This is a genomic window from Streptomyces sp. NPDC054842 (assembly GCF_053611025.1).
Genome location: NZ_JBSGZN010000053.1, coordinates 1 through 13,999, shown reverse-complemented (window position 1 = coordinate 13,999; position 13,999 = coordinate 1). Strand labels below are relative to the sequence as shown.

Below are 13,999 nucleotides of genomic sequence, written 5' to 3'. Positions count from 1 at the left end.
CACCAACGATCATCGCTTCGCCGGACCGTTGGCTCGCCGGTCCCTCCGCCCGTCCGCCCACCCGCGCCTCAACCTCAGCCCGCCGCACGGTCCCGCTCCACCACCTCACCCCGCCGCACGGTCCCGCTCCACCACCTCCTCCTCCCGGACCGCGAGGCGCCGCAGCATCTCCAGCACGCGGTCGCGGGATTCGTCGGCCGCGTCGATCGCCTCCATGCACTGCCAGTAGGTCCCCTCGTCGTCGGCCGCGCATGCGATGCCGACGAGTGCGATGCCGACCTCGCCGAGCAGACCCCCGAGGTCGAGGAGGGTCTGCCGGGCATCGCCGAGGTCCGTGAGCTGGGCGGCCCGGAGGTCGCCCACTCGGAGCTGCGGCGTGTCCAGCACGCCGCAGCCTCTTCCCGCCAACTCCGTGAGCCCCAGCGCCTCGCCGCGTAATTCGGGAGGCCCGGAGACGGCCAGGCGACTGCCGATCGCCTGCGCCAGGGCCTGCGCCTGCCACACCTCCGTCATGATCTCCGGCATCTCGCCGCTTCCCGCCAGGGCACGCCTGCTCGTCACGATGAGCCGCACCGCGTCCATGCGCTGCCCCCGTCTGTCCGACGCGTTTTCACACGTCCGCCCGAACTCCGCTGTCCACTACCCAGAGTGAGGGTGCACGGGACGAAAAGCTAGAGGAAGCCCGAAATCTGTGGACAGAGAATCGAATGTGGACAACTCAATCACTACTGAGAGTGACCGAAGGGGGTCGCGCGTAGAGGGCGGGCGTCGGTCAGGGGCTGTCCGGAGCCGGGAATCTGCGTTCGTTGCGGTCGATCTTGGCGTCCAGCGCGGCGAGCGGATCCACGTCGAGCACCGCGCACAGTTGGAGGAGATAGGCGAGCACGTCCGCGACTTCGTCGGTCACCCGGTGCGCCGTGTCCGGGTCGTCCATCACCCGGGCCGATTCCTCCGGGGTCAACCACTGGAAGATCTCCAGGAGTTCGGACGCCTCCACGCTGAGCGCGGCGGCCAGGTTCTTGGGGGTGTGGTAGGGCTGCCAGTTGCGCACGGCCGCGAACTCGCCCAGTCGGCGCTGCAACTGCGCCACGTCCAGTTCCGTCACACCCCCAGGTCTACCACCGTCACTCCCTCCACCTCCGCCGCCCCCGACGCGTCGCTCACGGCCCCGACCAGCCGGATGTGTCCCCGCTCGCACATCCGCGCCGCGAGCCGCAGCAGCTCTCCCGCCTGCCGGGCGTCCATGGAGCGGTCGAAGCCGTCGGCCAGTACGGTCAGCGTCTGGAGCGCCGCGGGGACCTCGCCCGCAGGGTCCACCTCCAGCACTCCGGGCCCGGTGAGCAGCACCAGGGCCAGCGCGAGATACCTCAACTCCCCGTCGCCCAGCAGCCCCACGTCCGTACGGCGGCCGTCACCGCGGTCGAGCAGCCCGCGGACGGTGCCGTCGCCCAGAGGTTCGGCGAGCAGGTCGGTGACCGGGCCCGCGCAGCCGGCCCGGACCGCCTGGACGAGCAGCCCGTGCCGACGGGAGCACTCGGTCCGGGTGCGCCAGAGCACGTCGGCGAGGTTGTCGCAGCCGGGCAGCAGGCGTCCGCCGCCGGCCGGAACGGGTGCGCGCATGTACGGCGGGCGTGGGTCGCAGGGGAAGACGGAGCGCAGGGCGATCACCATCTGCTCGGCGGCGGCGAGTACTTGGCGCTGTCCGTCGGTCTTGCCCGCGACGCGCAGGGGCAGCAGGGCGGTGCCGAGGCGGTCGTCGGGGAGGGGGCCCCGGGTCACGGGGGACGCGCCCGCCGTGTGCCAGGCGGCCTGGACGACGGGGCGGCCGGGGTCCCGTAACGCCGTCTCCAGCAGGACAAGTCCGCCGGCGGTCAACCGTTCGCCCACGATGCGCAGTTCGGGTTCGGCCTGTACGGCGAGGTCGAGCCGGACGGGTCCTTCGGGGCCGTCGGCCGTGCAGCCGATACGGAATCCGCGCCGCCGTTGGGCGTCCGGGCGAGCCCCCTCGGGTACGCAGGCGGCCGGATCGGGGAACACCTCGCACAGCTCGGCCCCTCCCCCGAGCCGTGCGAGCGCCTCGTACGCCCGTAACGCGTTGGACTTGCCGCTGCCGCTGGGGCCCGTGAAGAGGGTCAGCCGTCCCAGCGCGAAGTCGGCGGCGCGGTGCCCGGCGAAGGCGGAGAGCCGCAAGTGGGTGACGCTCGGCCGCTCCGGCCGGGACTGCGCAGGACTCGGCGCGGCCGAACCGGCGCCGACTGCAACCGTTTTCGCCACCTCACGAGGAGCGGTCCCCGCCACCCGGGGTTCGGGCACCCGCTCCTGCGCGGCCGGCTTGGAAGGCAGATCCCGCCCGCCCGGCTCCGGGCCGACGAACTCGCCCGAACGCCCCCCGGCATCCAGGCGGTACCCGTCAGAAGAGACGGACTCAGCGCACTGAACCGCCCGATCGGGTTGAGCAGATGGAGCGGACGGCACACACGAAGCAGAGGAAGCGGACGAAACGGAGTGAACAGCCCGAAGCGATTGAACGGACTGAAGGGACTCAACGGGCTCAACGGGCTCAATTGATTGAAGGGGAGGCAAAGGCGGCACGGTCATATCCGGACGGTAGGACTCCGCCGGGAGGCGAACCGTTCCACCCGGGCGACCTTCCTTCGTTCGAGGGATCACGCTCGTTGATCACGGGCCCGGTGACGCACCTGCTCGTACCCGCTCGCACCTGCTCGCGGAGGGCGCCCCGCCGCGCCCGCCGAGTCCGGCCGCCCCCGCATGGCCACGGCGAGCACCCGGCAGCGCCGGTACGGCCACGTCACAGCCCCGGGACCCCGGCCCCCTCCATCAGCCCCTGCACCTCGGTGCCCGGCGGTGTCAGCAGGAACACGTTGCGGTCGACCCGGTGCATCCCGCTCGCCAGGCCGAAGACGACGCCCGTGCTGAAGTCCAGAACCCGCTTGGCGACATCGGTCTCGGCGCCCGTCAGATCGAGCAGGACGGGGATGCCCGCCATGAGTGTCTCGGCGACCTCCCGGGCGTCCGCGAACACGTTGACCCGCAGCACGACGAAGCGGCGCCGGGTCTCGGTCGCCGCCTCGGGTATCGACCGGTGGCCGACGGCCGACGGCCAGGCGTCCCGGCCGCGCAACGGAACGACCTGGGCGAGCCCTTCCCACTGTTCATCGGTGACGTCGTGGCTGTTCACTGGCCATCCCCGCCCTGGCTCGCCATGGTTGTCGGCACCGGGCAATTCTTACGCATGGTCACCCGTTCGGCCGAACAGCGACACGGTACGCGACGGCTCTCCTTGCCGGAGATGGGCTTTGAGCGGCCGCGAAACACCGGGAAGGGCCGCCGAACTGCCGTAACTACCGGTAACCGCGGCGCGGCTCGGCCGGAATTAGGCGAGCCGCGTGGCGCAGTGCTCCAGCAGTGCGGCGGTCGCGGCGTCGACCAGCCGGTAGCGCACGACGCGTCCCTGCCTCTCGCCGGTGACGACCTCAGCCGTACGCAGCAGCCGCAACGCCTGGGAGACGGCCGGGTCGTTCATGCCCGTGGCGACGGCGAGGTCGGAGACGGCGAGAGGGCCGGCCCGGTGCAGCGCCAATAGGAGCGCCAGCCGGCCGGGGTCGGCGAGCAGCGAGAAGCGGTCGGCCCACGCGCGTACGGCGGTGGGTTCGCCGATGGCGGCCACGGCGTCGCAGACCCGGTGGCCGTCGATGGTGCGCCGGCCGGCACGGTCGGCGGGGACGAGATGCATGGCGGCATTCTTCCAGGCGGCGCTGTGTGATCTTGGATACCTGCGCAACTGTGCAGGCTTGCAGCCGTTCACGGGCGGCACCTAAGGTTGGCGGGCCGTGGTGTTCGGGAAGACCGGTGACAGCCTTTCAGGGGCTCAGTCCGGAGCGGCCCTCGCCACTGTGATCGGGGAGTTCTCGTCCCGTGCCGCCTCAGGGCGGCGCCACTGGCCGGACGGCCGGGAAGGCAGGGACGGGCGCGTCGACCCTCCACCACGCCGGGCTTCGGCTCAGCGGGAGGTACCCGCAAGCCAGGAGACCGGCCACGGCATCTCACGAAGTGATCCACGAGGTGCTGGAGCGTGACCGCATGACCCTGCCCACCGGGCCCACGGGGCCCGCCGTTTTCCAGTGGCGGCGCGAGGACACCGTCCGCACCGCCGGTCTGCTGGCGGTGATCGCCGCCCTGCACGTCGTCGCGTTCGGTGTGCTGTTCCTGCTGGTCGTGCCGGCGCACTACGAGGTCGGCTCCAAGGCCTTCGGCATCGGCCTCGGCGTCACCGCGTACACCCTGGGTATGCGGCACGCCTTCGACGCCGACCACATAGCGGCCATCGACAACACCACGCGCAAGCTGATGGCTGACGGCAAGAGGCCGGTGTCCGTGGGGTTCTGGTTCGCGCTCGGCCACTCCAGCGTGGTGGTCGTCCTGGCCGCGCTGATCGCGGGCGGCACCCAGCTCGCCGGGCGCATCATGAACGAGGGCTCCCGCACGCACCAGGTGCTGGGCGTCATGGGTACGACCGTCTCCGGCATGTTCCTGTACCTCATCGCGGCGCTCAACCTCGTTGCGCTGATGGGCATTCTGCGGGTCTTCCGGGCGATGCGGGAGGGAACCTACGACGAGCGGCAGCTCGAAATGCACCTAGATTCAAGGGGGTTCATGAACCGGATCCTCGGCCGGTTCACCAAGTCCATCAGCCGCCCCGGGCAGATGTTCCCGCTGGGCTTCCTGTTCGGCCTCGGCTTCGACACGGCGACCGAGGTGACGCTGATGGTGATGGCGGGCAGCGGGGCCGCGGCCGGGCTGCCGTGGTACGCGATCCTGTGCCTGCCGCTGCTGTTCGCGGCGGGCATGAGTCTGTTCGACACGCTGGACGGCACGTTCATGAACTTCGCCTACCAGTGGGCGTTCTCGAACCCCGTGCGCAAGGTGTTCTACAACCTCACCATCACGGGTCTGTCGATCGCGGTGGCGTTCCTTATCGGCACGATCGAGCTGGTCGGTGTCCTGCACGACAAGCTCGATCTGCGGGACGCGGTCACCGGCTGGATCGCGGACCTCGACCTCGACAACGTGGGTTTCATCATCGTCGGCCTCTTCGTGGTCGTCTGGGCCGCCGCGCTGGCGTACTGGCGACTGGCCAGGGTCGAGCAGCGCTGGGCGGTCCGGCCGGCCGACGGCGGCTGAGACGGGCCGCGGCCCACGGAGCGCACGCAGGGGGCCGGGGCGCCGGGTGAGCACCGAAGCCCTACCGACACAGGGGGCGACCCGCAGCTGGATCACTCATGACACTCAGTCCCCTCCTCACCAGGCACTGAGTGTCACTCCGTCCTCCCCGGTGCTAGTTTCGCCGCATGAGCGAGACATCCCGCGGGGGTCCGTCGGCCGGGGCGGGGACGCCGAAGCCGCCGATGCGTGACGCCCTGGTCGCGGCCGCGTTCCGGCTGTTCCTGGAGCGGGGTTACGAGCAGACGACGGTCGACGACATCGTGGCGCTGGCCGGGGTCGGACGGCGGTCGTTCTTCCGGTACTTCCCGTCGAAGGAGGACGTGGTCTTCCCGGACCATGAGCGCTGCCTCGCGGAGATGACCGAGTTCCTGACGTCCGGCCCGCCGACGGAGGACCCCGTCGGGCAGGTCTGCGACGCGGCCCGGCTCGTCCTGCGGATGTACGCGGAGAACCCGACGTTCTCCGTGCAGCGTTACCGGCTGACCAAGCGGGTGCCGGGACTGCGGGCGTACGAGCTCTCCGTGGTGTGGCGGTACGAGCGTGCCCTGGCCGACCATCTGCGGGTCCGTCTCGCGGGCCGGAGTGACGGCCACCTGCACGCGGACGTGATCGCCGCCGCCGTGGTCGCGGCTCACAACAACGCCCTGCGCTCCTGGCTGCGCGCCGACGGCGAAGGGGACGCCGACGCCCATGTCGACCGGGCCCTGGACTACGTGCGGCGGACGTTCGGCACGGACGGCCCGGCGGCTCGCACGGAGAAGGGCGAGGACGTGGTGGTCCTGGTGGCCCGGCGCGGTGTCCCCATGTGGCGGGTGGTCAAGGAGATCGAGTCCGTCTGGACCGATTGAGGGTACGCAGTGCCTTTACGGCTGGCACTGAGTGCCATACTCTGTGGCGCGTGCACGGCGATCCGAGCACATCAGATTCCGGCCGAGCGCAGGGAGATGACATCGTGTTCCACCCGGGAATCGGGATCGCGGCGGACGTGCTGGACGCCGACGTCCCGGAGAGCAACGCCACCGCCCCCGTCGAGAGCGGCGCCCCCGCCTGGGCCGGCAAGCCGAGCGAGGAGCGCCTCGCCTTCCAGCGCTGTCGCTGGTGCGGGACGACCATGTTCCACCGGCTGCTGTGCCCGGTCTGCGCGTCGAGCGACCTGCGCACCGAACGCAGCCAGGGCACCGGCATCGTGCGTCGCACGACCGTCGTCCGCCGCAACACCCCGGCCGCGCGCAACGTCTCCCTCATCGAGATGGCCGAGGGCTTCACCGTCCGCGGACGCGTGAAGGGGCCGTTCATCGCGATCCACCCGGGCGGCCGCGTCCGCCTCACCGTCGCCGAGGACCCGGTCCGCGGCGAACCGGTCTTCGAACTCATCGACGACCCGTACGGCCTCCGCCACTGACGCACGCAGACCCGCAGCCGGTCGGCCGTACCGGGCAGGTCAGCACCGGGTAGCCCGGGTACGTCAGCCGCTACGCGGGATCCAGTACGGGCCGCCCGGGAAGCCCACCGTCCCTCTCGCAGCGCAGCTCCCTGGCCATGGCGAGCGAGACGGAGTGAGCCACAGTCGCGTAGGCGTCCTTCAACGCCTCGATGTCGCCCTCGGGTTCCCTCGGCATCCCCCAGTGCTCCGCACCGATGCGGATACGAGCCAACCGCGACGAGTCGGACAACTCGGCGCTCCGGCAAGCGAACTGGACCTTGTAGTCCTTCGGAGTCTTCGGAGTTCCGTCCGCCTCTCCGTCTCCCCCACAACCAGTGGCCCCGAGAACCAACGAGCCGACCACAACCACTGCAAGGAGCCCCCGGCGTACCGACCTACGACTGATCACTGTCCGCACCCTCAGAATTCTCGTCCGCCCACCGACTTCACCCGGCCTCCAGGCCATTGCCCTGCTGATTCTTTCGGTCGCTGCCGATCCTGAGGCCGATCAGCACCCATACGCGTAGGTCCTGTCCCAACACGCGTCGGGCACCTCATAGCCGCCCAACAGCCCGACCACGCACAGGCATTCCGGCTAATCTGATGCATCATCAGGGCTGAATCGAACCAGCGCCGCGCGCAGAGGAGCCTTTCCGAGCCTCTCCGAGCGTCATCCGACGCGGCCGAGTCGGTCGAAGGGGCCACGTGACGTTCCTGACCACCGCGACGCCGAGCACCTGTTCCCGGGCGGGTCGCGGTGATCTTCATCGGCTGCCGTACGTGTCCCGGCCCGATCACCTCAGGGGCGGCGCCGGCACCGCCCCGCCGCACCGCCCCGATCCCCGCGGCCAGGCAGCTGAGACCCCGGCCGGCGGTCCGCCGCGGTCACCCGCCTCCGTCGGTGCCGGCGGCGTGCGGTGGCACGGTGGTGTGGGTCCCGTCCGGGGCGACCATCACCGCGTGCCCCACGCAGTGCAGCATGGGCAGGTCGGAGGGATGGTCGCCGTAGGCCCAGCAGTCGGCCGGGTCGATGTCGGGGTGGCGGGCGAGGAGCCGGCGCACCAGGGTGCGTTTGCCCTCGCCGATGGCCGGGGGGCCGATCAGTTCGCCGGTGAGCAGCGGCCCGCAGCGTTCGAGTCTCGCGCCGAGGACGAACTGCGCTCCGACCGCCTCGGCGATGACGGCCAGCAGCGGCGGGAAGGTGCCGGAGACCAGGGCGACGGACGCGCCCTCGGCCCGGTGCCGGCGCAGCGCGGCCAGTGTGGTGGGGAGATAGAAGCCGTCGGCCCGGCTGTGCTCCTGGTACCACCGGCGGGCCGCGGCCTCGGCCTCCGCGGCCGGGCAGCCCCGGAAGGCGCGGTGGAAACGGCGGTTGGCCTCTGCGCGGGGCAGACCGGCCAGTTCGCCGAGCAGTTCGGCGGCCCGGCGCGCTCCGTCCGCGCCGTGTATCCGCGCGAAGTGGTCGCGGAGGAAGTCCGGGCCGCTCTTGCGGCCGATCAGCGTCTCGTCCACGTCGAAGAACACCAGCCGGCGGGGGCCTTCGGGGCGCGCCGGCGCAGCGGGCCGGGAGGGTGTGGGGCGGGGAGGCGGCGTCGCGGGCAGCGGGGACCGGGGGCGCGCGCTGCGGATGTCAGTGGACACCGGCGACCACCTCCGTCGGCGCGGAGTGCGCCATGAGCCGGGGCGCGGCCGCCGGGCAGGCCACCGGCAGTTCGGCCGCCTGCCCGGGACGGTCTTCGAAGTCGGCGAACACGGAGTCGGCGTAGAAGGCCGCCGCGGTCTCCCGGCGCACGGCCTGGTGCGCGGCCAGCACGTGGACGTCGCGCCAGGTGCGCTCGAGCGGCCCGGAGCCGCCGCATGCGTGGGTTCCGGCCGCGCGGAACAGTCGCTCGACGGCGTTGACCAGGTGCTGTGCGGCGGCCGCCGCGACCCGGCGGTTGCGGGCCACGTCCCGTTCGGCGCGGGTGCCCGAGTCGGCCCGCAGCGCCGCGTCCCCGAGCAGCAGTTCGGCGGCCTCGATGTCGTCGGCCGACTGCGCCAGCGTCAGCTGGAGCGTGGCGCGCTCCGAGGGTCGGAGGGCTCCTCTGCGCGCGGCCCACGCGGTCCACTCCCGCAGGGCGTGGCGGGCCGCCCCGAGGGCGGGCGCGCACAGCAGCAGTCCCGTCCCCAGGTGCGCCGGGGCGGTGTGACAGCGGGACCGTCCGGGCCCGGGAGAGCCCGCCAGCACGTCCGACAGCGAGCAGGTGCGGTGGTCGGGGACCACCACCGGGCCGTCGAGGACCGCGGTGTGGCTGCCGGTGCCGCGCATTCCGGTGCTGCGCCACGTGTCCCGTACGTGGATCTCGGTGGCGGGGACGGCGAAGAGCCGGCACCGGCCTCCGGGTAACTGCGGTTCGTCCGGTTCGGGGGCCGCGAGGAGCAGCCAGTCCGCGTCGGCGACCCCGCTGACGCACTCCCAGGTGCCGCTGAGCAGCCAGCCTCCGGAGCAGCGGGCGGCCGAGCCGGAGGGCCGCAGTCCGGCGGCGATCCGCACGTCGGGCGATCGGCCCCACAGGTCGAGCTGCCCTTCGAGGGGCAGGTGGGCTGCGTATCTGCCGTGGGTCGCCCACAAGGCGGCGCACCACGCGGCGGACGCACATCCCTCGCCGACCGCCGCCACCTCGGCGAGGAGGTCGCTGAAGGTTCCCTCGGTACCGTGCCAGACCCCGGGCACGAAGTGACGGGCGAAGCCGGCGCGGGTCAGCAGCGCGACGGTCTCCGCGGACAGCCTGCCGGTGGCGTCGGCCGCCGACGCGTGTGCAGCGGCGGAGGCCACGGCGCCCGTCAGCTGTCCGCGCGCCCGCGGCGCGCCACCCTGTGCCCCCTGGCCTGTGAAGATTTGACGCCGGTTCACCTATCGCTCTCCTTTACTCCACGACTAGAATTCGTTCGGGAACGAATTTTTCTCGGCCGGTCCTTCACCACCGGGCCGGGGTGAAGGAGGTGATCAGCGTGGTCAAGCAGGCGCGTGCCCTACGGACGCACGATCGCGTCCTCGATGCCGCCGCGTACGAGTTCGCACGCTACGGCTACGTGAACGCGAACCTGCAGCGCATCGCCGACCGGATCGGGTTGACCAAGGGGGCCCTGTACGGGCACTTCTCCAGCAAGGAGAAGCTGGCCGCCGCGCTGACGGAACACCTGTCCCGGAGCGTGCGGACGCTGCTGGACGAGGCCAGGACCTCGCCCGAGCCGGCCACGAGCCGGCTGGAGGCCCTGGTGCTCGGACTCGGCAGACTCTTCGAGACCGACCACAGGGCACAGGCGGCCCTGCGGCTGGAGGTGGAGGCGGCTCGGGCGGCCGACACGGTGGCTCCTCTCCTGAGCGACACCCATGGCATCGCGCTCGAACTCGTGGGCGAGGTGCAGCGGGGACGGCACTGGGACGGAGCACCGTCGGCCGACGTCCTGGCCGATCTCATCGTCGCGGCGTTCTGCACCGCGCTGTGGACCGGCGCCTGCGCGGGCCCGGACCGGCCCGGACCCAGCGTCGCCGCGATGTGGGGCGTGCTGACGCGCGCGATGGGGACACGCGCGTCGGCCTGAGCCCCCACGACCGTGCGGCCCCGGGTCCGGGCCGGTGGGCCGCCACTACCAGGAGGCCGGGACGGTCGCCGCCGGGCGGGTGCCCACGCAGGCCCAGGCGGTCCGCGCGCGGGCCAGTACGGTGTCGCCCTGGACCGCCGAGACGGACAGCTGAAACGTTTCCTGCGGACGGGCGCCCGACCCGCACTCATCGACCACCAGCCGGGTGGGCCGGTCCAACTCGCCGAAGGCCAGGCACTGCACCGTGGTCCGGGCCAGCGCGAACGACAGGTCGGCGAACGGGCCGTCGCACGCCTCGTGCACCTTGAGGTGGCCGAGCTGGCGGAAGCCCTCCAGCATCACCATCATCGGGATGTGGTCGGTGGGGTGATCGAAGAGCACCGCGTGGTCGCGGTCCACACGCAACCGCCACTCGTCGGGCGTCGCGGTCTCCTCCAGGACGCAGTCCCGCCAGCGCAGCCGCCCCACCCGGTGCGGGGGCGTGCGCGGCGCCACGGAGGCGGCCGTCGGCGCCGGTGAGGTGGCCGGCGCGTCCGCGGCGCCGCCGCCCAGCCGGCGCAGCAGGCGGTAGCGCCGTTCGTCCACCATCAGCATGCTGATGGCGCCCCAGCCGCACTCGCGGCCGCCGACGACGAGCCGGAAGTCCATCCGGGCTCCGGTCCTGCCCCGAGCGTCGTCGCCGTCCCAGGTCCACTCGCCCACCAGGAACACCGAGAGCGGTACGCCCTCGACCCGCAGGACGGCGGGGTCGGTGATCTCGAAGTCGAGGTCGCGGCCGATGAAGCGCCGGCCGAGCGGTACACCGCGGTGCCGGTGGGCGACGTAGACCATCCCCTGCCGCAGGGTCTCCGCGAACAGCAGGGGATCGCTCAGACCGTTCTCGTCCGGGTGGTAGAGCGCGTGGTCGCGCGGCCACTGGGCGGCGACGACGAACTGATGGTCACCGGCCGGGGCACCGTCGGTGACGAACACCTCCGCGACGGAGCTGCGGTGCACCAGCTCACGCGTCACGGGGCGGGCAAAGCTCAAGTAATCACAGGCGCGGGCCATTGCTGACGCCTGAGGGATGCTGGGATGATTGAGCACGACTGACATCTGGGATTCGCCTCCCCCGTACTGGAAGAACCAGGACCATGCGAACTAACAGACGTGCGGCGCCGTTCGGCACAAAATTAATATACCTTCGGGAAGGTATCTTGCAAGGCTCGGGCGGAGCACGGCGGATAATCGGCCATCCCTGCTTGTCAGAGGGGCGAAACCCGCGAAGCGTCCGCACGTCCCCGGCCCGTTCTGCCCACGAACGAGCCACCGACAGCAGCGGACGGCACGGCACGAATGGACGTCATGAGCGAACACAGCGACGCGACACAGACCTCGCACATCTCCGGCGGCACCTCGGTCGACGACACCTCGCACCTCAAGCAGGAGCGCGCCATCCGCACCCGGCGCACCATCCTCGACGCGGCCGCGGCGGTCTTCGCCCGGCACGGCTACCCGAACGTCACCATCAAGGACATCGCCGACGGCGCTGAGATGACCAAGGGCGCGGTGTACTTCCACTTCTCCAACAAGGAGGCCCTCGCGGTCGCCGTGACGGAGGAGTTCTACCGCAGGCTCGACGAGATCGTCACTCCCGCGCTCGAGGGCGACCACTCCTCGCCCTCGACGGTGGTGGACGTGCTGCTGCGCACGGCGGGCGGGTTCCGCGACGACGTGTACGTCAAGGCGGGGGCGCGCCTGCAGATCGAACGTCCTCTCATCAGGGCGGAGATGCCGGTCCCGTACGTCGGTTTCACGTCACTGATCGTCGAACTCCTCGAGGAGTGCCGGGCCGCCGGCCGGCTGCCGGAGCGCGCGGCGCCCGAGGCCCTGGCAAGGGTCCTGGTCTCCGCCCTGTTCGGCGCCCAGCACATCTCCTGGGTGCAGAACGACCGGGCCGACATCGTGGAGCGGGTCGAGGAGATCCTCGATGCCTTCGCCCTGCTGTCGGTGCCGGCGCGGTAGGACCGTGTGGCCGGGAAGGCGCGTCGGGAGCGGGTGAGACGCTCCCATCGCCGCACCCCCCACGCCGTCCGGCGGCGGGCCGGAGGGTTCAGTCCAGGAAGGCGGCCTCTATCCAGCGGCGCAGGGCGCCCGGACGCATGCGGTGCAGCCGGTCCACGCTGTCGGACACCTCGTGCGGGCCGCCGACCGACAGGAACTTCTCCCGCACCAGTTCCGCGTGCCGGACCCGGGTCTCCGGGCCGGCCGCACCGACCGGAATCAGCCGGGTGCGCGACACCGTACGGCCGTCGGTCAGCCGGACGGTGACCCGGGCACCGGTGGCCTTCGAGGCGCGGGAGAAGTCCCGGTCGTCGGCGCTCAGCGGGCCCAGCAGGTCGACCAGCTCGTCCCCGCCGAAGCCCCGCAGCCACGGCACGGCACGCTCCCCCGCCTCCCGTACCGCCTCGCCGAACGGGGCGTCGGACAGGAACAGTTCGCGCGTCATCTCGGTGTCGTGCTCCAGGCGCACCCGCCGGGCCAGCGCCCAGCGGGCCGGGTCGTCCAGGTGCGGGGAGGAGAAGTCGTCCACGGTGAACTCGCCGGTGAGCAGGGTGGTCGCGACGGGGTAGGGCACGTCGAGGACCAGGGCGCCGAGCGGGGAGCCGGGACCGTTGACGTACCGGGCGGCGCGCTCACCGGCGAAGAGGGTGTACAGGGACGCCTCGACGACCACCTCGGCCACGTCCTCGGGCCGCAGGCCGCCCAGTTCCCGGTGGATCTCGACGGCGCAGTCCACGGCCGCGTCGATGCCCGGCCCGCCGGGGTGCATCTTGAAGGAAAGCGTGTCGGTGTGCCAGCGCCGGCCCAGTCCCTTCGCCACCGCCTGCGGCAGCGGCACGGTGGCGAACCGGGCCAGGAAACCGTCCTCGTGCTCGACGATGTCGGGAGCGCCGCGCAGCCCCGCGTACGCCGCGTCGCAGGCGTCCATGGCGGTGCGCACCGGGGTGAACGTGTTGAACAGACGGGCGTCGCTGGCCAGAAAGGCGCGCATCAGGGGCCAGTTGGGCATGGCGAAGGCCAGCCCGAAGGCGTTCTCGAAGAGCGCGGCCGGGGCCCTGTCGCAGTGCAGCCGGCCGGCCACCGCGCCCGCCAGGTGCGTGTGCACGGCGCTCTGGCCGCGCAGCGGGCCGAGGGTGGCCGAGGCGGTGATGCGGGCCGCGCACTCGTTGGCCGCGACGACGGCGGTCAGCAGGGACAGCCCGTCGAGCCGGCGGGTGTAGGCGAAGGCGAGCGGTACCGCGACGGTGGAGTTCGACAGGTGCCCGGCGTAGGCGGTGTCGTCGAGATTGAGCCAGGACCCGAGGGCGGCGAAGACGCCCGCGGCGGTGCGCGGGTCGCGCTGCATGGGGTGCCCGAAGGCCGCCACCAGCCGCCGTCCCAGCGGGTGCTGGAGCCCGGCCCTGATGGATGCGGCCTGCGAGAGCACCTGACTGGCGGCGAGCTTCAGCACCCGGCACGGGATGTGCTCGGGGCGCAGCGTCGCCGCCCAGTGGGACAGTTCACGCAGCGGGGTGTCGGTCGGCCGGCGAGGACGCCTGGGCGCCGTGCTCCCCCAGTCGTCGCAAAGCGCCCTGGCCACGCTCTCACCGAGTACTGCCGTCATGGCGCGAGGCACCTCTCTTGGCGTACGCCGGCCGGGGCGTGCCGTGGCCGGCGGTCGGTCGCTCCGGGCGGGTGGACGCGGCGGCGGGAGCACCGTCGGCC

The 13,999-nt window shown here is 72.1% G+C and carries 15 protein-coding genes and 1 riboswitch; of the genes, 5 read left to right on the top strand and 10 right to left on the bottom strand.

Features of this window, described 5'->3' with window-relative positions; genetic code table 11:
- Nucleotides 1–105 precede the first annotated feature (105 nt).
- The 5 genes from ACWGIS_RS30725 to ACWGIS_RS30705 form a co-directional block, all read right to left on the bottom strand.
- The gene (locus tag ACWGIS_RS30725; RefSeq protein ID WP_453365745.1) at nucleotides 106–582 is read right to left on the bottom strand and encodes a DUF6099 family protein; all 477 of its coding nucleotides are present in this window, start codon (nucleotides 580–582) and stop codon (nucleotides 106–108) included.
- 190 nt (nucleotides 583–772) lie between these two features.
- Nucleotides 773–1,105, bottom strand: coding sequence for a nucleotide pyrophosphohydrolase (locus ACWGIS_RS30720; RefSeq protein WP_453365744.1), 333 nt, complete (start codon nucleotides 1,103–1,105; stop codon nucleotides 773–775).
- Nucleotides 1,102–2,274 (bottom strand): AAA family ATPase, encoded by a 1,173-nt coding sequence (locus ACWGIS_RS30715; RefSeq protein ID WP_453365743.1) that lies wholly within the window; start codon nucleotides 2,272–2,274, stop codon nucleotides 1,102–1,104. Before ACWGIS_RS30715 ends, ACWGIS_RS30720 begins: the two co-directional genes overlap by 4 nt.
- Before the next feature lie 535 nt (nucleotides 2,275–2,809).
- Nucleotides 2,810–3,199 (bottom strand): cell division protein SepF, encoded by a 390-nt coding sequence (locus ACWGIS_RS30710; RefSeq protein ID WP_453365742.1) that lies wholly within the window; start codon nucleotides 3,197–3,199, stop codon nucleotides 2,810–2,812.
- Between the two features lie 195 nt (nucleotides 3,200–3,394).
- Nucleotides 3,395–3,754: an ArsR/SmtB family transcription factor gene (locus ACWGIS_RS30705; RefSeq protein ID WP_453365741.1), complete on the bottom strand. Its 360-nt coding sequence runs from the start codon at nucleotides 3,752–3,754 to the stop codon at nucleotides 3,395–3,397.
- Between the two features lie 81 nt (nucleotides 3,755–3,835).
- A riboswitch (cobalamin riboswitch) is annotated at nucleotides 3,836–4,073 on the top strand.
- A gap of 28 nt (nucleotides 4,074–4,101) precedes the next feature.
- Here ACWGIS_RS30705 and ACWGIS_RS30700 point away from each other — a divergent pair.
- The 3 genes from ACWGIS_RS30700 to ACWGIS_RS30690 all read left to right on the top strand — a co-directional run bounded on the left by ACWGIS_RS30700 (nucleotide 4,102) and on the right by ACWGIS_RS30690 (nucleotide 6,646).
- Nucleotides 4,102–5,202, top strand: a complete 1,101-nt coding sequence (locus ACWGIS_RS30700) for a HoxN/HupN/NixA family nickel/cobalt transporter (RefSeq protein WP_453365740.1) — start codon at nucleotides 4,102–4,104, stop codon at nucleotides 5,200–5,202.
- 224 nt (nucleotides 5,203–5,426) lie between these two features.
- Complete coding sequence (locus ACWGIS_RS30695; protein WP_453365772.1) at nucleotides 5,427–6,092, top strand: TetR family transcriptional regulator; 666 nt, start codon at nucleotides 5,427–5,429, stop codon at nucleotides 6,090–6,092.
- A gap of 104 nt (nucleotides 6,093–6,196) precedes the next feature.
- Complete coding sequence (locus tag ACWGIS_RS30690; RefSeq protein WP_453365739.1) at nucleotides 6,197–6,646, top strand: Zn-ribbon domain-containing OB-fold protein; 450 nt, start codon at nucleotides 6,197–6,199, stop codon at nucleotides 6,644–6,646.
- A 70-nt stretch (nucleotides 6,647–6,716) separates the two neighbouring features.
- Here ACWGIS_RS30690 and ACWGIS_RS30685 read toward each other — a convergent pair whose 3' ends face one another.
- The 3 genes from ACWGIS_RS30685 to ACWGIS_RS30675 form a co-directional block, all read right to left on the bottom strand.
- On the bottom strand, nucleotides 6,717–6,863 hold the full coding sequence (locus ACWGIS_RS30685) for a hypothetical protein (protein WP_453365738.1): 147 nt from the start codon (nucleotides 6,861–6,863) through the stop codon (nucleotides 6,717–6,719).
- A gap of 689 nt (nucleotides 6,864–7,552) precedes the next feature.
- Complete coding sequence (locus tag ACWGIS_RS30680) at nucleotides 7,553–8,308, bottom strand: HAD family hydrolase (protein ID WP_453365737.1); 756 nt, start codon at nucleotides 8,306–8,308, stop codon at nucleotides 7,553–7,555.
- On the bottom strand, nucleotides 8,298–9,560 hold the full coding sequence (locus ACWGIS_RS30675; RefSeq protein ID WP_453365736.1) for an acyl-CoA dehydrogenase family protein: 1,263 nt from the start codon (nucleotides 9,558–9,560) through the stop codon (nucleotides 8,298–8,300). The genes ACWGIS_RS30680 and ACWGIS_RS30675 overlap by 11 nt, the downstream gene beginning before the upstream one ends.
- A 98-nt stretch (nucleotides 9,561–9,658) precedes the next feature.
- Between ACWGIS_RS30675 and ACWGIS_RS30670 the strand changes: the two genes are divergently transcribed.
- Complete coding sequence (locus tag ACWGIS_RS30670; protein WP_453365735.1) at nucleotides 9,659–10,252, top strand: TetR family transcriptional regulator; 594 nt, start codon at nucleotides 9,659–9,661, stop codon at nucleotides 10,250–10,252.
- Between the two features lie 45 nt (nucleotides 10,253–10,297).
- Here ACWGIS_RS30670 and ACWGIS_RS30665 read toward each other — a convergent pair whose 3' ends face one another.
- The gene (locus tag ACWGIS_RS30665; RefSeq protein WP_453365734.1) at nucleotides 10,298–11,263 is read right to left on the bottom strand and encodes a ScbA/BarX family gamma-butyrolactone biosynthesis protein; all 966 of its coding nucleotides are present in this window, start codon (nucleotides 11,261–11,263) and stop codon (nucleotides 10,298–10,300) included.
- A gap of 333 nt (nucleotides 11,264–11,596) precedes the next feature.
- Here ACWGIS_RS30665 and ACWGIS_RS30660 point away from each other — a divergent pair, with 333 nt between their 5' ends.
- Nucleotides 11,597–12,256: a ScbR family autoregulator-binding transcription factor gene (locus tag ACWGIS_RS30660; protein ID WP_453365733.1), complete on the top strand. Its 660-nt coding sequence runs from the start codon at nucleotides 11,597–11,599 to the stop codon at nucleotides 12,254–12,256.
- A gap of 88 nt (nucleotides 12,257–12,344) precedes the next feature.
- On the opposite strand, the gene ACWGIS_RS30655 is transcribed toward ACWGIS_RS30660, so the two are convergent.
- Entirely contained in the window at nucleotides 12,345–13,898 is a 1,554-nt protein-coding gene (locus ACWGIS_RS30655) for an MmgE/PrpD family protein (protein ID WP_453365732.1), read from the bottom strand.
- Nucleotides 13,899–13,999 lie beyond the last annotated feature (101 nt).